Origin of the sequence: Flavobacterium inviolabile (assembly GCF_013389455.1) — a bacterium.
In the GTDB taxonomy this organism is placed as follows: domain Bacteria; phylum Bacteroidota; class Bacteroidia; order Flavobacteriales; family Flavobacteriaceae; genus Flavobacterium; species Flavobacterium inviolabile.
The window spans coordinates 2,147,428-2,167,551 of sequence record NZ_CP058278.1; the positions used below are offsets into that span (position 1 = coordinate 2,147,428).

Annotated in this window: 21 protein-coding genes and 1 tRNA gene; 3 read left to right on the forward strand and 19 right to left on the reverse strand. The window is 38.2% G+C overall.

Annotation, left to right across the window (positions count from 1 at the left end; genetic code table 11):
* Positions 1–54 precede the first annotated feature (54 nt).
* Positions 55–1,452: a class II fumarate hydratase gene (gene fumC, locus HW120_RS09585; RefSeq protein WP_177733562.1), complete on the reverse strand. Its 1,398-nt coding sequence runs from the start codon at positions 1,450–1,452 to the stop codon at positions 55–57.
* A 208-nt stretch (positions 1,453–1,660) separates the two neighbouring features.
* Between fumC and HW120_RS09590 the strand changes: the two genes are divergently transcribed.
* Complete coding sequence (locus HW120_RS09590; RefSeq protein ID WP_177733565.1) at positions 1,661–1,822, forward strand: hypothetical protein; 162 nt, start codon at positions 1,661–1,663, stop codon at positions 1,820–1,822.
* A 120-nt stretch (positions 1,823–1,942) separates the two neighbouring features.
* On the opposite strand, the gene HW120_RS09595 is transcribed toward HW120_RS09590, so the two are convergent.
* The 10 genes from HW120_RS09595 to rsfS form a co-directional block, all read right to left on the reverse strand.
* Positions 1,943–3,168 (reverse strand): IS3 family transposase gene (locus HW120_RS09595; RefSeq protein ID WP_394353019.1). Its coding sequence is split into 2 segments (ribosomal slippage): positions 1,943–2,820 and positions 2,820–3,168, totalling 1,227 coding nucleotides; the frame shifts between segments, so codons are not numbered across the junction.
* A gap of 86 nt (positions 3,169–3,254) precedes the next feature.
* Positions 3,255–4,328 carry an RHS repeat domain-containing protein gene (locus HW120_RS09600; RefSeq protein ID WP_177733567.1) on the reverse strand — a complete coding sequence of 358 codons (1,074 nt, stop codon included), beginning with the start codon at positions 4,326–4,328 and terminating at the stop codon, positions 3,255–3,257.
* A 322-nt stretch (positions 4,329–4,650) separates the two neighbouring features.
* Complete coding sequence (locus tag HW120_RS09605; RefSeq protein ID WP_177733569.1) at positions 4,651–5,040, reverse strand: helix-turn-helix domain-containing protein; 390 nt, start codon at positions 5,038–5,040, stop codon at positions 4,651–4,653.
* A gap of 88 nt (positions 5,041–5,128) precedes the next feature.
* Entirely contained in the window at positions 5,129–5,917 is a 789-nt protein-coding gene (locus HW120_RS09610) for a superoxide dismutase (protein WP_177733571.1), read from the reverse strand.
* A gap of 3 nt (positions 5,918–5,920) precedes the next feature.
* On the reverse strand, positions 5,921–6,187 hold the full coding sequence (locus tag HW120_RS09615; protein ID WP_177733573.1) for an acyl-CoA-binding protein: 267 nt from the start codon (positions 6,185–6,187) through the stop codon (positions 5,921–5,923).
* On the reverse strand, positions 6,187–6,840 hold the full coding sequence (locus HW120_RS09620; RefSeq protein ID WP_177733576.1) for a phosphatidylserine decarboxylase family protein: 654 nt from the start codon (positions 6,838–6,840) through the stop codon (positions 6,187–6,189). The genes HW120_RS09615 and HW120_RS09620 overlap by 1 nt, the downstream gene beginning before the upstream one ends.
* On the reverse strand, positions 6,830–7,639 hold the full coding sequence (locus tag HW120_RS09625; RefSeq protein WP_177733578.1) for a phosphatidate cytidylyltransferase: 810 nt from the start codon (positions 7,637–7,639) through the stop codon (positions 6,830–6,832). Before HW120_RS09625 ends, HW120_RS09620 begins: the two co-directional genes overlap by 11 nt.
* A 1-nt stretch (position 7,640) precedes the next feature.
* Positions 7,641–8,243 carry a lactate utilization protein B/C gene (locus HW120_RS09630; protein ID WP_177733580.1) on the reverse strand — a complete coding sequence of 201 codons (603 nt, stop codon included), beginning with the start codon at positions 8,241–8,243 and terminating at the stop codon, positions 7,641–7,643.
* A gap of 115 nt (positions 8,244–8,358) precedes the next feature.
* Positions 8,359–10,296: an ATP-dependent zinc metalloprotease FtsH gene (ftsH, locus tag HW120_RS09635; protein WP_177733581.1), complete on the reverse strand. Its 1,938-nt coding sequence runs from the start codon at positions 10,294–10,296 to the stop codon at positions 8,359–8,361.
* 15 nt (positions 10,297–10,311) lie between these two features.
* Positions 10,312–10,683: a ribosome silencing factor gene (gene rsfS / locus HW120_RS09640; protein WP_177733583.1), complete on the reverse strand. Its 372-nt coding sequence runs from the start codon at positions 10,681–10,683 to the stop codon at positions 10,312–10,314.
* Positions 10,684–10,776: 93 nt separating this feature from the next.
* Here rsfS and HW120_RS09645 point away from each other — a divergent pair, with 93 nt between their 5' ends.
* The gene (locus HW120_RS09645) at positions 10,777–11,508 is read left to right on the forward strand and encodes a biotin--[acetyl-CoA-carboxylase] ligase (RefSeq protein ID WP_177733599.1); all 732 of its coding nucleotides are present in this window, start codon (positions 10,777–10,779) and stop codon (positions 11,506–11,508) included.
* 4 nt (positions 11,509–11,512) lie between these two features.
* Here HW120_RS09645 and HW120_RS09650 read toward each other — a convergent pair whose 3' ends face one another.
* From HW120_RS09650 to HW120_RS09665, 4 genes are all read right to left on the reverse strand, one after another.
* Complete coding sequence (locus tag HW120_RS09650; RefSeq protein ID WP_177733601.1) at positions 11,513–12,088, reverse strand: pentapeptide repeat-containing protein; 576 nt, start codon at positions 12,086–12,088, stop codon at positions 11,513–11,515.
* Positions 12,089–12,131: 43 nt separating this feature from the next.
* Entirely contained in the window at positions 12,132–12,536 is a 405-nt protein-coding gene (locus HW120_RS09655) for a response regulator (protein WP_177733603.1), read from the reverse strand.
* A complete protein-coding gene (locus HW120_RS09660; RefSeq protein WP_177733605.1) occupies positions 12,533–15,223 on the reverse strand; it encodes a PAS domain S-box protein in 2,691 nt (896 codons plus the stop codon). Before HW120_RS09660 ends, HW120_RS09655 begins: the two co-directional genes overlap by 4 nt.
* Positions 15,224–15,528: 305 nt before the next feature.
* Positions 15,529–15,602 (reverse strand) — tRNA-Arg (locus tag HW120_RS09665).
* Positions 15,603–15,675: 73 nt separating this feature from the next.
* On the opposite strand from HW120_RS09665, the gene HW120_RS09670 reads away from it, so the two are divergent.
* Positions 15,676–16,188, forward strand: coding sequence for an adenine phosphoribosyltransferase (locus HW120_RS09670; RefSeq protein ID WP_177733607.1), 513 nt, complete (start codon positions 15,676–15,678; stop codon positions 16,186–16,188).
* Here the strand turns inward: HW120_RS09670 and HW120_RS09675 are convergent.
* From HW120_RS09675 to HW120_RS09690, 4 genes are all read right to left on the reverse strand, one after another.
* The gene (locus HW120_RS09675; RefSeq protein WP_177733609.1) at positions 16,185–16,325 is read right to left on the reverse strand and encodes an SsrA-binding protein; all 141 of its coding nucleotides are present in this window, start codon (positions 16,323–16,325) and stop codon (positions 16,185–16,187) included. The two genes, HW120_RS09670 and HW120_RS09675, sit on opposite strands and share 4 nt — an antisense overlap.
* A 61-nt stretch (positions 16,326–16,386) precedes the next feature.
* A complete protein-coding gene (locus HW120_RS09680) occupies positions 16,387–18,243 on the reverse strand; it encodes a M56 family metallopeptidase (RefSeq protein WP_177733611.1) in 1,857 nt (618 codons plus the stop codon).
* Positions 18,244–18,247: 4 nt separating this feature from the next.
* On the reverse strand, positions 18,248–18,607 hold the full coding sequence (locus HW120_RS09685) for a BlaI/MecI/CopY family transcriptional regulator (RefSeq protein ID WP_177733613.1): 360 nt from the start codon (positions 18,605–18,607) through the stop codon (positions 18,248–18,250).
* Positions 18,608–18,774: 167 nt separating this feature from the next.
* Positions 18,775–19,989 carry an MDR family MFS transporter gene (locus tag HW120_RS09690; protein ID WP_177733615.1) on the reverse strand — a complete coding sequence of 405 codons (1,215 nt, stop codon included), beginning with the start codon at positions 19,987–19,989 and terminating at the stop codon, positions 18,775–18,777.
* Positions 19,990–20,124 lie beyond the last annotated feature (135 nt).

A 20,124-nucleotide genomic window follows, 5' to 3' on the forward strand; every position in this document is an offset into this window, starting at 1 on the left:
AAAACCTGCAACTACTGTTGCAGGTTTTTGGTTTTATGGTGTATGGGAAAGTTCTTATTTTAAACTTCCTACCATGTCTTCCGGTTTTACCCAGGCATCGAAATCTTCCGGTGATACATAGCCTAAACGAACTGCTTCTTCTTTTAAAGTCGTTCCGTTTTTGTGTGCGGTTTGTGCGATTTCTGCAGCTTTATAATAACCGATTTTAGTATTTAAAGCAGTAACCAGCATTAAAGAGTTGTCAACCAGTTCCTTGATGCGTTTGTGGTTCGGTTCGATACCTTGTGCGCAATGCTCGTCAAAAGAAATACAGGCATCTCCTAATAGTCTTGCCGATTGTAAGAAGTTGGAAGCCATTAAAGGTTTGAAAACATTCAGTTCATAATGTCCTTGTGTTCCTCCGATCGTGATGGCCACATCGTTACCCATAACCTGAGCACATACCATTGTTAAGGCTTCACATTGTGTAGGGTTTACTTTTCCAGGCATAATAGATGATCCCGGTTCGTTTTCCGGAATGAAAATTTCACCAATTCCGGAACGTGGTCCCGATGCCAGCATACGGATGTCGTTTGCGATTTTATTTAAAGATACCGCTAATTGTTTTAACGCTCCGTGAGTTTCCACGATAGCATCGTGTGCTGCCAAAGCTTCAAATTTGTTTTCGGCTGTTACAAACGGATGTCCGGTGAATTTAGCGATATATTCCGCTACTTTCACGTCATAGCCGTCCGGAGTGTTTAATCCGGTTCCAACAGCGGTACCACCTAAAGCGATTTCCGATAAGTGTGACAACGTGTTTCTTAATGCTTTTAAACCGTGGTTTAACTGCGCTACATAACCGGAAATTTCCTGACCTAATGTTAATGGCGTTGCATCCATTAAGTGGGTACGTCCGATTTTTACAACGCTTTTAAATTCGGTTGCTTTAGCGTGAAGGGTGTCTCTTAATTTTTCAACTCCCGGAATAGTAACTTCCACTACAGCTTTATAAGCAGCAATGTGCATTCCTGTCGGGTAAGTGTCGTTAGAAGATTGTGATTTGTTTACATCATCGTTTGCTTTGATGATTTGTTCGCCTTCACCGATTTTAAATCCGGCTAAAACCTGAGCACGATTAGCAACTACTTCGTTTACATTCATGTTGCTTTGTGTACCGGAACCTGTTTGCCAGATAACCAACGGAAACTGGTCGTCCAGTTTTCCGGCTAAGATTTCGTCGCAAACAGCAGCGATAGCATCTCTTTTTTCTACGGGTAATACACCTAAATCGTGGTTAGCATAAGCCGCCGCTTTTTTTAAGTAGGCAAATCCTTCAACGATTTCTTTTGGCATTGATCCGGACGGACCAATTTTGAAGTTGTTTCTAGAACGTTCTGTCTGAGCTCCCCAGTATTTTTCTGCCGGAACTTTTACTTCACCCATGGTGTCTTTTTCTATTCTATATTCCATTTTATTGTTGTGTATATGTATTTGTAAATTCGTAATGAGAAACAACGGGTAACAGGAAAATAATGCGCTGTGTCCCTTGTTGTAAAATCCTTTCAAAAATAATCAATATCGACAGCTTAAAAAAATGAAATAAAATAAATTTCTGATAAATATTGGTTAAGACGATTATTCAGCTTATCTTTGGCGGGTATTCAAAATTCCGGAAAACATGTTTGAATTTCAACAGTATTTAGGCTTTTTACTTTTCTTGTGTATCTTAACCATTGGATTTTGGTTAATGATTTTCTTGGTTGGTTTTGTTCAGTATTGGCTGGGCGGAGCAATCATCGAATTGATCAAAGAAAAGAGAAATAAAAAGAAAGATGAATAATTAATATTATTCAAGATATAAAAGGGAACTAATAGTTCCCTTTTTATTTGCCTTGTTTTTTTTGCAGGAAGTATATGAGTCGTCCTAAAATAGGTTGACAGATTTTAGAATAAAAATATATTAACCAGTCAGGTTTACCTGGCTGGTTTTTTCATGTATAAAATTAGGCGTTTTCATCATTAAACTCAAATGAGGTCTTTTAGCATTATACGTTTCTATCGCTGTTTTTATAAGCTTTCCTAAAGTCTGACCATCTTTGCATTTATAAAACAAGAATTCGTTTTTTAAAATTCCGTTTATTCTTTCAGCTAAAGCATTTTGATAACAATCATATCCGTCAGTCATAGAGGGTGTAATACCGTTTTTAGCTAATACTTCCTGATAAATTTTAGAACAATATTGTAATCCTCTATCGGAGTGATGTATCAGGGGTAATGTTGATTTCCTATTCTGTATAGCCATTTTTAATGCCTGTACCACATTTTCAGAACTCATATCATCACTCAGCTTATACCCCATTATTTTTCTGCTATAAGCATCAGTAACTAAAGACAGATAATGGGTTTTCCGGGATGATTTGACATAAGTGATGTCGCTTACATATACCTGTTCAGGACGTTTAATCTCACACTCTTTCAAAAGATTTTCGTACTTGTGTAGCCAATGTTTAGAATAGGTAGTTTTAGTGTAACTCTTCATTGGTTTAACAAGTAACTTCTCCCTTCTTAGATAACCAAATAAGGCATCACGACCTATCTTTACACCCTGTTGATCAAATTGCTTCGAAAGTAGGTAATATAGTTTACGTGTCCCTATACGTGGCATTTCCAATCGCAAAGAAAGAACCAGATGCTTTACTTTGAGTAACTCAGATTCCCGATCGAGGATTCTTTTTTGTTCCTGATATATAGCTTGCCTACTTATCCCAAACAATCGGCAACTTTTGGACAAACTTATTCCTGCTCCTTCCCGGAGTCGGAAGATGGTTTGGGAGAAAACTTTTTTCGGATCTGGGTTCCGTACTGACTATCAGAAATGTCGATCATCGTATTGAGGATCTTATTTCGAAGCTTCTCATCTGCCAGTTCTTTCTCTAATCGTTTAATAATCTGAGCCGGGGTTTCTTTAGATTTAGACATAAATAACAGATTTGGTTTACTCCAGTCTAAGTTACCATATTTTCGCAGCCAAACCAAAACAGTACTTCTGCCTTGGATACCGTAAACAGTTTGAGCCTGTTTATAGGTCATTTCGCCTTGTTCAACTCGGGAAACTACAGCTAATTTAAAAGCCATATTATAATCCTTTTGAGTACGCTTAACTCGCGTTGTTGTTGTGTCTTTCATAATAAGTCGATTTTGTGTCAACTTATTTCAGGACGGGACAATATTATAAAAAAGGGAGCTCATTTACAGCTCCCTTTTTTAGTATTTTATTTGAAATATTCTATTTTGCGTTCCACTACAAATTTAGGTACTCCGCTAATCGTAATGGTTTTTTTAATCCAGTTGCCATGGCTGTCATATTCATAAGCCGTTTTGCGGTCCAAAAGAACGGCTTTGTCTTTACCGGTATACCTTTCTGTGATTAGATTGTTTTTATCGTCATACGTCTGGTCTAATTGCGCCGTTACGACCGCGTTGATGATTTCCTTGCGCTGGATGAGGTTGTTGTTTTTGTCATATTGAAATTCTTCCAGTACTTTCCCGTCTACAAATCCGTCATAGGTACGGTTTGATGTCAGATTGCCTTTGGTATCATAGGTTTTAACTTCGGAATATTCCATTTTATCCTGAGCATTCAGCGTTACGGTTTCGATGAGCAGGTTTTGGGCGTTATATTTATTGTTGATGGTGTATAGTCGTTTGTAATCGGGATTCAGGCGCTGTTCCATCGTCATATTGTTATGCTCGTCATAAGTATAATCGGTAAGGAACTGGATGGTTTTCTCTTTTAGGAAAGCTTTCTCTTCTCTCACTTTATCGTTTTTTCCGAAAGTATAGGTCGTTCTGTCGGTTAAATTGTCTTTACCGTCAAAGCGTCTTACTTCCACGCATTGGTTTTTGATAAAGGTGTTCAGTGTTTTTTCAATTTGTTCTCCCTGAGGATTTCTGCGGGTGATGATGGTATTGTTCCCGTTGTCGTCCCAGGAGTATTTGGTTGTAAATGCTGAGGTCGGATTAATATATTGGGTAACCAGTAATTTTTTGTCTTTATTGGTAAAAGTCGTTTCTTCAAGCAGGTTTCCGTTCATCAGGATTTTTTTCTCCAGGATCAGACTTCCGGTATTGCTGAATGCCAGGTGGCTGTTGTAGCCGTTCTGGTTTTCGGTTTTTGGTTCACCGATTTTACCATCAACGAGTGCAAATGATTTTTCAGTAACGCTTTTTACATTGTCGGAAAGTTTATAATCTTTCCAGTTGTTGACAATTTCTGTCGGTTTTTCTTCTTTTTTGCAGGCGATTAATAAAAAGGTCAGTAAGAATAGGGTATAGGTCGATTTCATTTGATATGTATTAATAGTCAAAAATCCATTATTTTTTTGAGAATGACAATTATTTCTGAGAATTAACATCAGAAAGCGTCGTTTTTGTGTTAAGAGCGTGGCTGTTGCTTTGCTGTGCGTACTGTTTTAGAAAATTCGTATAAAATAAAAAATCTACCCTGGGGTAGATTCTCTATAATTATAACGTGGGTAATAAAAGTATGATGAGTCTATAAGATTCTGAATTATCGTTTTGGTTGCTTTAAAAAATGTTATTTTTTTATAAAATTTATATAATGCTGAAACGCAGTGTTTTATTTTAAACTTTTTGTAATAAAAAATACTAATCCTGTACGCCCGGAGATAATTGCGTTCTGTACTGGGAAGGGGTACAGCCTTCAAAGCGCTTAAAAAACTTGGTAAAGTTGGAAGGGTCAAATGTCAGTAAGGCGGCTATGCCGGCAATGGGCATCGTGGAGTCTTTCAGTAATTTTCGGGATTCTTCCATAATTCTGTTTTCAAAATAGAAACAGGGTGAATTGCCGGTTTGTAGTTTTATGGTTGTACTTAAGTGTACCGGATGAATGCACATTATAGCTGCGATGTCTTTGATCTCATACATCGTATCGGCCTTACCCTGCAGGATATTGTCAAGATGCAGGTTAACCTGATCCATAAACTGAAGTGTAATTTCTTCTTTCCGGGAAATGTATTTTTGAGGCAGTTTGGTCATCTTATAACAGTGAAATACAAAGTTAGGTTAAAGGTACGGATTGACTGATGATGGATAATAAAAAATCCGCCTGCGGGCGGATTAGTATTTATTTTTTGATTTTTGCTTGTGCGGCATCGAATTTTTTAGAAACGGCATCCCAATTGATCAGGTTGAAAAAAGCAGTGATATAATCTGCTCTTTTGTTCTGATAGTTCAGGTAGTAAGCATGTTCCCAAACATCCATGCCAAGAATCGGCGTTCCGGAGATGCCTACATTTGGCATTAACGGGTTATCCTGATTTGGCGTGCTTCCTACTACTAAAGCTCCGGTTTTGTCTACAACCAACCAGGCCCATCCGGAACCGAATTGTTTTGCACCGGCATCGGAAAACTGTGTTTTGAAGTTTTCAAAAGAACCGAATTTAGTGTTAATAGCGTCTGCTAAAGCACCTTTTGGTTCCCCACCGGCTTTCGGAGCCATAATTTCCCAATACAGATTGTGATTGTAATAACCGCCGGCATTGTTGCGGACAGCTTTGTTCTCAGGATCCAGTTTGGTTAGGATGTCTTCTATGGTTTGTTGTTCCAATGCGGTACCGGCAATCGCTTTGTTTAAGTTATTGGCGTATCCTACATGGTGTTTTGAATAGTGAATTTCCACGGTTTTAGCATCAATATGAGGTGCTAAGGCATCATAGGCATAAGGCAGTCCTTTCATTTGAAAAGTACCCGGATCAGCTTTTACATCGGCAGGATTTCCCAGAGGAGAAGCCGTTTTTGACTGTTCTACAGGATCGGGTATCTGAACAACTTCTTCCAGGTTGTTTTTGTCTTTACAGGAAAACAGAACACTGGAAAATAGGAAACTTGCAACTATGATATTGGATTTTCTCATAATTTATGGTATTAAGGAATTAACAATTTCAATGTATAATTTTTTGGCTTCATCCGGAGATAAATGGCGTACCTGCATCCAGGCATTCATTTTAAAGGCGTTTCTGAGATCCTGGGGTTCCTGGAAAGATTCTCCTTTGGAATAGCCGGAAGTAGCTTGTTTGTAATAGGCATAGAGACGCAGCATGACATCCTGAGGCAGGCCTTCTGTCATATTGGAAGCTTTTTCAAAAGCTTTTTGAAATTGCGTATCTAAATCGTAATCGGTCATTATTGTTTGGTTGCAATGATAGTTTTGTTGCCTACGGCCTTATCATTTAGTTTTACATTAATTTCCGTACCTAATGGTAAGTATAAGTCCACTCTGGAACCGAATTTAATAAAACCGGCATCCGTTCCCTGAACAACTCTCATGCCTTCTTCGGCATAGTTTACAATACGTCTGGCCAATGCACCGGCAATCTGGCGGTACAATACTTCACCAAAGATTCTGTTTTCGATAACAACAGTCGTTCTTTCGTTTTCTTCACTGGCTTTCGGATGCCATGCAACAAGATATTTACCCGGATGGTACTTGCTGTATTTGATCAATCCGTTTAGTGCATATCGGGTAACGTGTACGTTAATAGGTGACATAAAAATAGAAACCATTAAACGTTTTTCTTTAAAATATTCCGGTTCGTATACTTCTTCAATAACAACTACTTTTCCGTCTACCGGAGCAATAACATGATTGTCGCTGATAGTGGCAATTCTTTTAGGATTTCTAAAGAACTGAAGTACGAGTACCAACAGGATTAAAGCAATGATCTGTACTGCTTTCATCAACCAGAAAATACTAATGAAACGATCTGCTAAAAGTATAGCAGCGGTAACCAAAATGGTTGTTATTAAAATAATTTTTGCGCCTTCCTTATGAAACATAATTTAAAATTTGATAAAATAAATATAGAAATGGTATTGCAAATATAACACTATCTAAGCGATCTAAGATACCTCCGTGTCCGGGCATTATTTTTCCGCTGTCTTTTACACCGGCAACTCTTTTGAATTTTGATTCTACCAAATCGCCGATAGTGCCGAAAAAGCCTACAATCAAACCGGTAAATATCCAGGTAACAGGGGAGAAGAAAGTGAAGAACTGGCTTAGGATATAACTTCCGATCATCGTAAAGATCAGTCCGCCAACAAAGCCTTCAATTGTTTTTTTAGGAGATATTCTCTCAAAGAGTTTCGTTTTTCCGAATGATTTCCCGACGATATAGGCAAATGTGTCATTTGTCCATATTAATACAAACACACCAATAACAATCTTAGGATTGAAAGTACTGGTTATAAAAGGGAGTTTCATTAACAGTATAAAAGGCAGGATAATGTAGCCGAATAGTTTTACGTATTTTGAGGCTTTGTCTGCTTTTACATGAATACGGGTGCTGAACAGGTCGATGATCAGATTAACAGATACAAATAAAGCCGCCAGGCAGATGGCGATATCGGTAGCAAAAGCATTGGTCCGGAAAGCAACAAACAAGATGTAGCTTGCCAGTCCGAGTACTATGGGTAATCCGTTTTTTAAATGAATCAGTTTGCAGAATTCTACAACAGCAATCAGTAGGAAGACTCCAAAGAGCAAAGAAAAGCTTACTTCAGAATAAAGGGTGGCCGATATTAATAATAATATATATATAAAACCCGAAAGGGCCCTGATACTGCTTTCTCCCATATTACAAATCTTCTAAAAGCAGTAAATAGAGATTTTTAGGGCAGCTGCCGTATTGTAAAAAATCTTCCTCTTTCGCTTTTTCGAAATATTTAAAAGTGGTGATATTCGTTGGATATTCTTTGTCGTATTTTCTTTTAATATCTCTTAAACCATCGCTTTTATTGGCAATAATCTGACTGGTTGTAGCCAGTATGATGATATTAGAGGGTAAATCGTTGGGTTTGTTTTGTCTAAGCTGATTGGATGAAAAAAGTATCGAACCTTCATCGGCGATAAGGCTTTCACAGGTAGCGAATAAAAATTTTGGATTTTTAGGGCTGTTATAGCTTAGTTTATTTTCGTCAAGAAGACTAAAAAGTTTTGGCTCCAGGCAAATTACTTCGCTTTCGAACCAGTCGTTCTCAACTAATATGCTTTCAAAATTATCGTGTACTTCGGGTAAATTTTCACAATACAAAAACTTACCTCCATTTTTTTTGAAATTGAAAGTGAATTGCTCATCTATTGGCATCTCAATCTCCGGATGATACTGGCTCAATTCGGGCTCTTTTTCCTCCTTTGAAGTATCGTTCGCATTGCCGAAAAGTTTTTTAAAAAGACTCATAAAAGTAGGTCAGATCTTTGTTTTTTGCACTTGAAATCAATCAAAGATAAAAAAATCTTAATTCAATATTACATTAGAATTAAGATTTTTATATAAAATGTGATATTTATTTTTCTTATGATTCGGTAACTACTTCATTTTCTGTTTTTTCATAAGGACGCTTCCCGAAGATCGTTTCCAGGTCGTCTTTGAAAATAACTTCTTTCTCAATTAAAATATCGGCTAACTGATTCAGTTTTTCCTTATTTTCATTCAGGATATGAATCGCTCTGTTGTACTGCGATTCGATTAAATCCGAGATTTCTTTGTCAATGATTCTGGCTGTTTCTTCCGAATATGGTTTGGAGAAATTGTACTCACTCTGACCTGACGAATCGTAATAGGTTACATTCCCTAATTTGTCATTTAATCCGTAAACGGTTACCATGGCACGGGCCTGTTTTGTTACTTTTTCAAGGTCGCTTAATGCTCCGGTTGAAATCTTGTCGAAAATAACTTTCTCAGCCGCACGGCCACCCATGGTTGCACACATTTCATCCAGCATTTGCTCCGGTCTTACGATCAGACGCTCTTCCGGTAAATACCAGGCAGCTCCCAAACTCTGACCACGCGGAACGATGGTTACTTTTACAAGCGGTGCTGCATGTTCCAGCATCCAGCTAACTGTTGCGTGACCTGCTTCGTGTATGGCAATGGCACGTTTTTCTTCCGGGGTAACAATTTTATTTTTCTTTTCAAGACCACCTACGATTCTGTCAACAGCATCCAGGAAGTCCTGTTTGTCAACCGCTTTTTTACCTTTACGGGCAGCAATCAGTGCCGATTCGTTACAAACGTTGGCAATGTCTGCTCCGGAGAATCCCGGTGTTTGTTTTGCCAGGAAGTCTGTATCGAGTTCTTCCGATTTTTTAAGCGGTTTTAAGTGTACTTCAAATATTTCTTTACGCTCACGAACGTCCGGTAAATCCACATAGATTTGTCGGTCAAAACGTCCGGCACGCATTAAAGCTTTGTCTAAAACATCGGCTCTGTTTGTCGCTGCCAGAACGATTACGTGGGTATTGGTACCAAAACCGTCCATTTCGGTCAGTAATTGGTTTAATGTATTTTCACGCTCGTCATTAGAACCGGAGAAATTGTTTTTACCACGGGCTCTACCCACAGCATCAATCTCGTCGATAAAGATAATGGACGGTGATTTTTCTTTTGCCTGTTTGAAAAGGTCACGTACACGTGAAGCTCCCACACCTACAAACATTTCAACAAAATCAGAACCGGATAAAGAGAAGAAAGGTACTTTTGCCTCTCCGGCTACAGCTTTTGCCAATAATGTTTTTCCGGTTCCCGGAGGACCAACCAATAAGGCTCCTTTAGGGATTTTACCACCAATGCTGGTGTATTTTTCCGGTTGCTTCAGGAATTCCACGATCTCCTGGATTTCTTCTTTAGCGCCTTCCAGACCGGCTACGTCTTTAAACGTAACTTTAATATCGTTTTTTTCGTCAAATAGTTTGGCTTTGGATTTTCCGATAGAGAAAATCTGACCGCCACCACCGCCTGAACCACCGCCAGACATTCTTCGGAACATAAATAACCAGAAGGCTATTATCAGAATGATCGGAAGGAAGTTAATCAGGATATCACCCCAGTTACTTTCCGGTTCTGAGGAATAATCATTCAGTTTTCCTTCCAAACGGGCTTCTTCCAGTTTCTTTTGAAAAAGTTCGCTGTTCGTACCGATGTCCAGCGTATAATGCGGACCGGTATTTTCTTTTCCTAATAGGTTTTTTTTCTCAACTTTTGCGTGAGTTTTGCTACTAAGCGCTTCTTTTTTCAGGAATACCTGAGCCGTACTTTTATTAAAAACTACTTTGTCTACCTGACCGGAGTCTAGGTATTGGTAGAATTTGGATAAAGTTGTCGGTTTAACTTCCTGGAAATTGGTTCCGCTGGAAACAAGCTGTATCGCAATTAAAATCAAAAGTACTGCACCATAAATAACCCATGGGCTTATTCTGATCTTAGAAGGATTCGGTTTTTTATCTTTTGACATGTGAAAATGTGAGTGTTAGTATTTGTTTTCAATTGAAGTGATTTTAGCATCACCCCACAGACTTTCGATGTTGTAGTATTCACGGATGTGTTTTTGGAATACATGCACCACGATGCTCACATAGTCCATTAAAACCCATTCTCCGTTTTCGGTACCTTCAACATGCCAAGGTTTGTCTTTTAATTCCTTGGAAACTACTTTTTGTATAGAGTTAACGATCGCGTTAACCTGTGTATTGGAATTACCGTTACAAATTACGAAATAATCGCATACGGTGTTTTCGATTGCTCTTAAATCCAGAATATCTATATCATTCCCTTTAACTTCTTCTACGCCTTTGATGATGTTTGCTAATAAATCATCATTATTAATATCCTTTTTCGCCATTTATTATTTTATATATTTTCGCAAAGTTATCAAATTTTGTCTTTATTTTTGAACCTTAACACAAGATTAAGCGATATAAAGTTATTTATTTCTATGAATATTATCAAACTCGGTGCCACATCTTCGACAAATGATTTTTTAAAAGATTTACTGACAAAACAATTTGTTGAAAACTATACGGTTATCATTGCAGAAAATCAGACAAAAGGCAAAGGCCAGATGGGATCGGAATGGAATGTGGAATCGGGTAAGAATTTGACCTTTAGTGTCTTAATCAAGGATTTGCTGCTGGATATCAATGCGATTTTTCATTTGAATGTTGCAGTAGCCATTAGCATAGTGGAGGCATTGGAAAGTTTAAATATTCCCGGTTTATTTATTAAATGGCCTAACGACATTTTGGCAGAGAACAAAAAGATCGGTGGCATACTGATTGAAAACAGCATCAAACCGAATGGTGAGATTTTTTCTATCGTGGGCATCGGGCTTAATGTGAACCAGAAAAACTTTAAAAATCTGCCTAAAGCGAGCTCACTTTTGGCGATAACAGGTAAAGAATTTGATAAGGAAACCGTTTTTGTTGCCATTCTGGAAAACCTGAAACGGAATATGGCTTTGCTGCGAAATAAAGAGTACAGCCTGCTTTGGGAGGTTTATGATAAAAACCTGTTTAAAAAAGGAGTGCCGATGCCGTTTGAAACGGATGATCACCATCGTTTTATGGGGATTATCAAAGGAGTAACCTCAAACGGTAAGCTTGAGGTGCTCCTTGAAGATGATTCGGTAAAAACGTTTGATATTAAAGAAGTCAGGTTGTTATATTAACCTTTTACCTGACGATAATTTCGTATTTACTCAGTAATCCTTTTAAGCCGTCTTTAGAAAACTGCGCTTTTTTCAACCGGGTCTTTTCCGGATCGATCGTGAAATTGTAGCTGGTTACGAAATCCGCTTTTTCTGCTTTGGCATCTGTGAAAACTGCTTGGTGTAGGTTGCAGTTGTCAAATAATACTGCTGTTAAATCGGTGCCCATAAAATCGGCGGCAATCATACTGCAATTGGTAAAGGTCATTTGTTTTAATTTGAGAGCGTAAAACTTGGAATAGTCTAAAAGACAGTCCTTAAAATGGAATTCAAACAGCAGCTGGTCGGTCATGGCAAAGTTAACATTCGTGAAATCACAGTTGTTAAATTGGACATTTCGTAAGCCGACATAATTGATTTCTGCTTCTTTAAAGTTACAGTTGTCAAAATTACAGTCGGTAAAAGCTACTCCTGAAAAATTACAATTGGTAAAATCGCAGTGACTAAATGTGCATTCTTCGTATTCTTTAAACTTAATTTCGTTTTCGGAAAAAATATGATCCTTAAAAGTGGTATTGAATATAAAATCGTTGTTTTTCATTAAAGTGGCTGCTGGCTGCTTAAAGTGAATTTTTTTTCATGTGTCAGTTTTTGGGGTTTTCTAAATCAATTCTCTCGAGAATATCTCTGTCAATAGGCTTACACAGGTAGCCTATTATTTCGGGAAAGCTATTGGCTTTTTCCCGGTCTTCGTTAGCAATTGAGGAGCTTGCTATGTAAATGGCAGGTTTTTTTTCAAACTTGAAATCAATCCGCCGCAATTCATTCATAAATGCCCAGGCGTCCATTTCCGGCATGTCGATGTCTAGTAGGATAACATCGGGAAATTCCTCGGCATTTTCAATTTCTTTGAATGAATCAATAGCAACTTTTCCATTCTTGTAACTAAGAATCTGACTAAATAACTGACTTTTCTCAATTATTTTTTTTGTAATTAATTGATAGATGGGGTCATCATCAATGATACAGATACTTTTTGGGGCGTTCATCTGAAATATATTTTAAAAGTTGTTCCTTCGCCTAATGCGCTTTTAACGACAACTCTTCCACCCATAGCATCAATCTGGTTTTTAGAAATGAATAAACCGATTCCTCTTGCTTCACCGTGATTGGTGAATGTTTTGTACATTCCGAAAAGTTTTTCTCCATTTTTTTCCAAATCAATTCCTATTCCGTTGTCTGTTATTTCTAAAACGGTTTTTCCTTCTTCCTGATACGATTTGAGGTCAATGACCGTTTGTCTGTCAGGATGTCCGTATCGAATGGCATTCGATATAAAATTAAGCAATATACTTTCCAGATAAGCAGGATTGTATTTTACTTCTATATCATTGTTTACTTCATTCTTAATTATTACATCATTCTTTAAAATTTGTTCTCGGAGTACATCCAGTGTTTTTACTATGTATTTATTTAGGTTTAAGGGTTCAATAATAAGGTTAATATTGGTTTGAATGGTGACAACTTCATTCAGATTGTTCATGGTTTCATTAAGTACCGAAGAAACAGATTTCAGCAGCTGAATCATTTCTTCTCTTTCTTCATCGGTATCCGCAGATTCAATCAGATTGGAGATGGATTGAATATTGCTGGTATGCGAACGCAGGTTGTGCGAAACGATATACGAGAAGTTTAAAAGACGCTTGTTCTGTTCGGTAACCAGATGGAGGGTATTGTTCAGTTCAAGCTCTGCCATTTTGGCTTTGGTAATGTCAATCATGATACCTCTCAGGTTTACGGCAATATCATTTTCGACCACAACGCTAACGATGTCACGAAGCCATACGATTTCGCCGTCTTTGCGAATCATGCGGTATTCGGAGTCGTGTTGTCTTTTTTCGTAAGTGTATCGGGAGAAATACTCGATTACCCATTCCCTGTCGTCCGGATGAACGTGGTTGATCCAGAAAGAAGGGGAGTCCAGCCATTCTTCCGGTGTATAGCCTAAGATGTCTTCTACTTTACGGCTGATAAATGTAAAATCATAAGTATTCGGATCGCCTTCCCATACAATACCATCGATAGTGTTGATCAGGGATTCGATTTTCTGCTGCGATTTCAGAATGACTTCTTCAGAGTTTTTACGTTCCGTAATGTCCTCTGTCGATACCAGAACGCGTTCTAAAGTGCCTTCATATTCCGGTACCACGCTCCATCTGAAATGAATGTGGCGGTGCTCGTTATCCAGCAGTCTTACCTGGGAATCCCCGGTAATGTGGTTTTGTCTTTGTGTAATGGCAATTAATTGTTTGGTGAAGATAGGAATGCCTTCTTCGTCAAAAATGGTGCTTAATTTACCTTTTAATATGTTTTTGTCTTTAACGGAATGTAAGGCCAGGCACATGTTGTTGACATCGATTACCTTAACCATGGTAAGGCAGTTCAGGACAACATCGCGGTTGTTTTTGAAATAATTCTCAACATATTCTTTACTGGCGTCAATAAGATCCAGTTCGCTTAGATAATTTTTTACTTCGGAGAAATCTTCTTCCCATAAGGGGATAGGGGAGTTGTTGAATAAACTTTTAAAACGTTTTTCACTTCTCTTGATTCTGTCCTGTGCTTCTTTTTTGTCGGTTATATCTTCAATGATACCAATGTGTGAAGTCGGTTTTTCGCCAACAGACCATAGCGGTGTAATGGTAACGCTTGCCCAGACAATGTTTCCGTCTTTGTGGAAGAAGCGTTTTTCAAGTCCGAATTCCCGGATGACACCTCTTTTCAGAAGCCTCATTTTTTTGAAATCATTTTCCAGATCGTTAGGATGGGTGATCATCATATAATCCATCTTGCTGATTTCGTTGGTTTCATATCCCAGCATTTGGCAAAAGCGTTCGTTGGCTTCTATGAACGTACTGGAATTGGAATCAATATGGGCAATTCCGATGGCGGCCTGTTCGAATATGGATTTGAACTTAATCTCGCTCTTCATTAAACGAAGTGCCTGAGAATGTACCAGACGCTGTAGTTCTGATGGTCTTTTTAATAAGCTTGTCGTAAATAAGCCGCAAATCAGCGAAAGCACGATCGCCAGGATGGCTATCGGTGTTAGCTGTTTGATTAAATAGTAATTGTTTGTGGTAATCAGGTATAATTTCCAGTCTCCTTCCGGGAAGGAAACGGTCAGGTGTGTTCTTTTTCGGAAATTTTTCTTATTCGGCAAGAAGAATTCTTCTTTACCGGTATCGGTATCGGTTTTTGAGAACTGAAAGTAATATTTGTCTTTAGAGAATGCTTTGATACCGGAAGACTCCAGAAAGGTGTCAAAACGGATCACAACGGCGCAGAAGCCCCAGAATTTATTGGCTTTAAAAACCGGAAACCGTCCGATGATGCCCAATCCGCCCTGTTTTAATTCTACCGGACCGGCATAGTACATTTTACGGAGCTCAATAGCTTTTAAAGCGGATTTGTTTTTTTTTAAAGGGTCAAGGATGTTGTAATTAACAACGGCTTCATTTCCTTCTAAAGGATATACATATTTGATCACACCGCCCGGAACCAATTCGATAGCATCAATATTCGGACTGGATTCGATGAGTTGTTTTCCTACTTCGTTAAAGTTTTTGGAATGACCGTTATCGTCAATGGTCATGGCTAACGTTAGGGTTGTGATGTAACTGTTTTTCAAAGACTGCTCAATATTCTGATGAACGACATTCAGAATACTGCTCATTTCACGCTGTTCGCTTTCTTTTATGATTTGATAACGTAGAAAAAGAATTAAATTTGAGATTAAAAATAAAAGTGTAAATACCAATATCCCAGTGGTTTTAGGTCTTGATAAAAACCAACTTATGAGAATAGTAATTTTTTTATCCAGATTCATTAGAGATGCCTTTGGGGATGGGTGTTAAAACTTTATAAATTTATAAAAAATACGAATAAATGAATTAAAAAAAATGCAAAAAACTCATTATTTCACAATAAAAGTTAGATTTGAATAAAAAAAAAGCTCATCTTAAAGATGAGCTGATATTGTGACCTCGACAGGATTCAAACCTGTAACCTTCTGAGCCGTAATCAGATGCGCTATTCAGTTGCGCCACGAGGCCTTGTTTTTACGGGTGCAAATATAGGCAATAATGTGTAACTTGCAAACGAAATTGAAATAAAATTTAAAAAAAAATGGCACTAAAAGAGTATGTACGTGATATTCAGGATTTTCCTAAAAAAGGAATTATTTTCAAAGATATCACTCCGTTGCTGAATAGCCCGGAAGGAACTAAAGAATGTCTGTCAATATTGATGGAAAACCTGAAAAATAAGAAGATCGATAAAGTAATCGGAGTGGAAAGCAGGGGCTTTTTCTTTGCTACTTTGCTGGCTCATGAACTTAATGTTGGGTTTGTACCGGTCCGTAAACCCGGAAAGCTGCCTTTTACGACCATTTCGGCTTCGTATGAGCTGGAATATGGTTCGGACAATTTAGAGATCCATACAGACGCGATAAAGAAAGGGGACAGGGTTTTGATCCATGATGATGTACTGGCGACAGGAGGCACCGCTAAAGCCGTTTGTGAGTTGGTAGAAAAGCTGGGCGGAGAAATTGTTCAGTTGAATTTCTTAATGGAGCTGCGTTTTTTAAACGGAAGGGAGAAAATTAAGCCGTATGATATTTTTGCGGCAATGGAATATTAGTCCAGCGCTTTACAGGTAACATAATACCGCCAGGCAAGAATTGCCTTTTGCCAGTTGCTGGCTTTGGACAAATCCAGATTTTGTTTGCTGTAACTGGGAAGCAGTATTTTGTTTATCCGGGCTAATGCTTTGAACATGAGTATGTTGTTTTTGTAAAGTTAAAAAAAAGACTGTCATGAATGCATGACAGTCTTTTTTTTAGTTGTTTTTTTCTTCTTTTTGCGCTTTTTCTACACGCTTTTCGATTTCTTTCTCGCGAAGTTTGAGGGCTTTTTCTTTGGCTTTCATAGCGTCTTTTCGGAGCTCGTCTCTGTGTTTAAACATTTCGTCCCTTTTCTTGAACATTTCGTCTCTTACCTTAAATTGCTCATCTCTCTTTTTGAACATTTCATCTCTTTTCAGCATGGCTTCCTCTCTTGCTTTGAAAGCCTCCGCTTTTGCATTTTCTATTTCAGGTCTGATTTTTTCCATTGAAACGCGGGCATCTTCTATGGCTTTTCGGGCAATTTCTGCAGTATCGATATCAATGTCGTCACTGTTAAAAACTTCTTCACCGTCAATAATTATCCGTGTGCTTCCTTTTTTGGAAACAACTTTACCGTCTTTAATAACCACACTGCTGCTGCTGGTTGTTGTTGTAGAGCTTCTCATCGGAGCTGGTGATGCCGGAGCAGATGGCGAAAGCGGACTTGCCGGAGAAGGCGGACTTGCCGGAGAAGGCGGGCTAGGTGGCGATGGTGGACTCGGCGGGCTTAACAGATTGTCAAACCAGGAGCTGTTATCCTCGGCATCGTCATTGTCATCGTCGCTATTTTGGGCAATCGTTTTTACACTGGTTCTTCTGTTGGGAGTGTCAGGTGTTGCATCGGTATTAAAGCCAATTTTTACTTTCCCGTTTTTGTCCGTTTTTCGGACAATACGGATAGTGGATATCGGTTCATCGTTGTCGATTTGCGTAATACCGTTATTTCCGTTGTTGTCTTTGAACTGCACTTTAATACGGGTGATTTCCCCATTCTTATTTCGTTTTATCTTGGAATATTTAAGATTGATGCCATATTCGTTTTGAAGCAGCTCGGCATTTCTTTTTAATTCTTCGTCTGTAGTATTTTTGTTTATTACTACAGTAACATTATCGGCTGTGGCAGCTTTTTCACTTTGTGCTATATGGCTTTGTTTTTCCTGTGCCAGGATTTTTACCTGGAACTGCATGATGAATAATGCCAGAAGCGGAAGGATGATTAGGTACTTCCACAAATTCCTTTTTCGGGACTGATCTTTGTTTAACATAACGATTCGTTTTTTGATTAATGATTGATAAAAATGATTGGTGATCGCAATGCACTGGGTGTGCATGGTTACTTTTACTAAGGTTTTTTGATACGCTTTTTTATCATTGACAACTTTTGTTGCTTCTGCATCGGCAATGAATTCCAGATTTTGGGCTATGGCTTTTTTGTATACCCAGATAATAGGGTTAAACCAGAAGAAAATACAGAACAGCTGCGCAATAAGCATGTCGGCCGAATGCTTTTGAATGCTGTGGATTTTCTCGTGCTCAATAATGTCTGTTAACTCGTGCTGCTGTAAAAGCTTGGAGTTGTAAACAATGTAATTAAAGAAAGAAAAAGGTGATTGGACTTTTTCCGTATCGATATAGTAAAGATTATTTTTGGTAACGGCTTTTGGTTTTTCAATTATCTGCTGTAAAGAGATGTATTCTGCTATAAAGCGGATACATAATAAAAGAATTCCGACAGCATATAATAAAATGACAATTAAATGGTAGTTAATTTGAAAATCAGGTTCACTGACCGCCGGAATTGTATTTTGTATGTATGGATGATAGGTGTCCGGGACAGTTGGAGTGCGTTCTACCCAGATAATTTTCGTGAACGATATTAAAGGCAGCAAAACGGAAGTAAACAATCCTAATAGTAAGAACCAGCGGTTCGAATTGAAAAAAGTTTCTTTTCTCAAAAAGATAAAATACGCCAGATAAAAAACAGCTATCAGCACTGTTACTTTTAAGATATAAATACCAAACGCTTCCATAAACCTATTTTTTTTCGATCATGTCTAAAATTTCACGTAATTCTTCAGCACTGATTTTTTCCTCTTTAGCAAAAAAGGAAACCATACTCTTATAGGAGTTGTTAAAATAATTCTCAATAGCATTATTCATAAAACCTTTGCGGTAATCCTCCTTCGAGATCAGCGGGTAATATTGATGGGTATTACCAAAAGCTTTGTGGGACACATAGCCTTTCTCTTCCAGGTTTCGGATTATGGTGGATAATGTATTGTAATGGGGCTGGTCTTCCTTAATTTCTGCAAGCACCTCTTTTACAAATGCTTTTTCCAGCATCCATAAAATGTGCATTACTTCCTCTTCTTTGTTTGTTAACTTCTGTGTCATGATAAATTATTGCGATACTGTTTGCAATCCTTATTATAGTAACGCAGAACAAATGTATAACTATAAATTTAGTTTTGCAACTAAAAAAGTAGTTTGTAAACTAAAAAAATAGTTAAGCCGGGGTTTTGGAAGATTGAATGTGTTTTAAAATGTTGTTTTTTAGTGTTTTATGAATTTTCGTTTCGCAATATTTTTTGCAGCCAGATTCCGCATAAAGCTGCAATTCCGGCAAAAGTGCCCATAAAAATCCAGTTGGTATTGTAGTTGTAGCGGGATATGATCTCCATTCCGGTTTTCGAACTCATAATATGCGCAAGGCTGAAGCTCATGGTGTACAAAGCCATATAACGTCCTTCGTGTCCTTTGGGAGCACGTCCCATGGCAAAGGAATTTGAAAACGGGAAAGCAAACATTTCTCCAAAAGTGATAAAAATCATGCTGAGCACGAGTATTCCGGCCCATATATTGAGTAACAGCAGGTAAAAGGCTATGGCAATGCATACGGAGCCATAAAAAATGATTTTTGTTTTATCCGTTTTTTTGCGTTCGAAATAACTGACCAAAGGCATTTCAAAAAAGAAGATCATCAAACCGTTAAAGGACATTAGTAATCCCGTTTGAAATTCGGAAAGGTTGAATTGCTCATGATGGTATAACGGCAGGGTTGTAAATAGCTGAAAGAATACCATGGCGGTTGCAAAACTGATAAAAAGAAACAGCCAGAAAGGACGGTCTTTAAAAACGGATTTTGCCACGGCAGGAGCATCGTTATGACTGTGAAAAGCTTCTTTTTTCTTTTCTTTTACCAACAGGGCAAAAATGAGGATGGAAACAATACAGGAAGCACCGTCTATCCAGAAAAGCCCCTGGTAGCCGATTCCCATAATGATTAAACCGCCTAAAGCCGGTCCGGCAGCAAAGCCGAGATTTACGGCTAACCGGACTAAGGTGAGCGCGCGGGTACGGTTTTCCGGTTTGGCATAGGCACTTAACGATACAAACATTGCCGGACGAAACATATCGGCAATGATCATGATCGAAAACATGGCGAGGCACAGGCCTGCAAAGCTGGTGATAAACTGAATTACGAAAAACAGCAAACCGCTGGTGAAAAGACTGAAAATCATGATCCGGTAAAAGCCTATCTTGTCTGATAGTTTACCGCCCAGCCAGGAACCGATCATCGAACCGGCGCCAAAACAAACCATTATCCAGCCTACCTGATGGTAGTCGAAAAGCAGGTCCTCTTTTAAATACTTGGATAAAAAAGGGAGTACCATGGTTCCGGCACGGTTGATAAATGTAATTAGCGTAAGGATCCAGATCTCTCTTGAGAATCCTTTAAAGTTATTGATATAACGGGAAAAAGCCTGTTGCAGCATAGCGGGTTTCTAAACATCAAATTTACAAACTAATTTATTCCGGTTTTAGTATTTTAATACGGTTTAATCGTTAAATCATGATGAATTTTTCAGCATGGTATTTTTGATTATTTTTGCAGCACAAAATAAATTGAT

Excerpts from the sequence above, each read along its gene's own strand:
- fumC (WP_177733562.1), bottom strand. The coding sequence starts at position 1,452 with ATGGAATATAGAATAGAAAAAGACACCATGGGTGAAGTAAAAGTTCCG.
- HW120_RS09590 (WP_177733565.1), top strand. The coding sequence starts at position 1,661 with ATGTTTGAATTTCAACAGTATTTAGGCTTTTTACTTTTCTTGTGTATC.
- HW120_RS09600 (WP_177733567.1), bottom strand. The coding sequence starts at position 4,328 with ATGAAATCGACCTATACCCTATTCTTACTGACCTTTTTATTAATCGCC.
- HW120_RS09605 (WP_177733569.1), bottom strand. The coding sequence starts at position 5,040 with ATGACCAAACTGCCTCAAAAATACATTTCCCGGAAAGAAGAAATTACA.
- HW120_RS09610 (WP_177733571.1), bottom strand. The coding sequence starts at position 5,917 with ATGAGAAAATCCAATATCATAGTTGCAAGTTTCCTATTTTCCAGTGTT.
- HW120_RS09615 (WP_177733573.1), bottom strand. The coding sequence starts at position 6,187 with ATGACCGATTACGATTTAGATACGCAATTTCAAAAAGCTTTTGAAAAA.
- HW120_RS09620 (WP_177733576.1), bottom strand. The coding sequence starts at position 6,840 with ATGTTTCATAAGGAAGGCGCAAAAATTATTTTAATAACAACCATTTTG.
- HW120_RS09625 (WP_177733578.1), bottom strand. The coding sequence starts at position 7,639 with ATGGGAGAAAGCAGTATCAGGGCCCTTTCGGGTTTTATATATATATTA.
- HW120_RS09630 (WP_177733580.1), bottom strand. The coding sequence starts at position 8,243 with ATGAGTCTTTTTAAAAAACTTTTCGGCAATGCGAACGATACTTCAAAG.
- ftsH (WP_177733581.1), bottom strand. The coding sequence starts at position 10,296 with ATGTCAAAAGATAAAAAACCGAATCCTTCTAAGATCAGAATAAGCCCA.
- rsfS (WP_177733583.1), bottom strand. The coding sequence starts at position 10,683 with ATGGCGAAAAAGGATATTAATAATGATGATTTATTAGCAAACATCATC.
- HW120_RS09645 (WP_177733599.1), top strand. The coding sequence starts at position 10,777 with ATGAATATTATCAAACTCGGTGCCACATCTTCGACAAATGATTTTTTA.
- HW120_RS09650 (WP_177733601.1), bottom strand. The coding sequence starts at position 12,088 with ATGAAAAACAACGATTTTATATTCAATACCACTTTTAAGGATCATATT.
- HW120_RS09655 (WP_177733603.1), bottom strand. The coding sequence starts at position 12,536 with ATGAACGCCCCAAAAAGTATCTGTATCATTGATGATGACCCCATCTAT.
- HW120_RS09660 (WP_177733605.1), bottom strand. The coding sequence starts at position 15,223 with ATGAGCAGTATTCTGAATGTCGTTCATCAGAATATTGAGCAGTCTTTG.
- HW120_RS09670 (WP_177733607.1), top strand. The coding sequence starts at position 15,676 with ATGGCACTAAAAGAGTATGTACGTGATATTCAGGATTTTCCTAAAAAA.
- HW120_RS09675 (WP_177733609.1), bottom strand. The coding sequence starts at position 16,325 with ATGTTCAAAGCATTAGCCCGGATAAACAAAATACTGCTTCCCAGTTAC.
- HW120_RS09680 (WP_177733611.1), bottom strand. The coding sequence starts at position 18,243 with ATGGAAGCGTTTGGTATTTATATCTTAAAAGTAACAGTGCTGATAGCT.
- HW120_RS09685 (WP_177733613.1), bottom strand. The coding sequence starts at position 18,607 with ATGACACAGAAGTTAACAAACAAAGAAGAGGAAGTAATGCACATTTTA.
- HW120_RS09690 (WP_177733615.1), bottom strand. The coding sequence starts at position 19,989 with ATGCTGCAACAGGCTTTTTCCCGTTATATCAATAACTTTAAAGGATTC.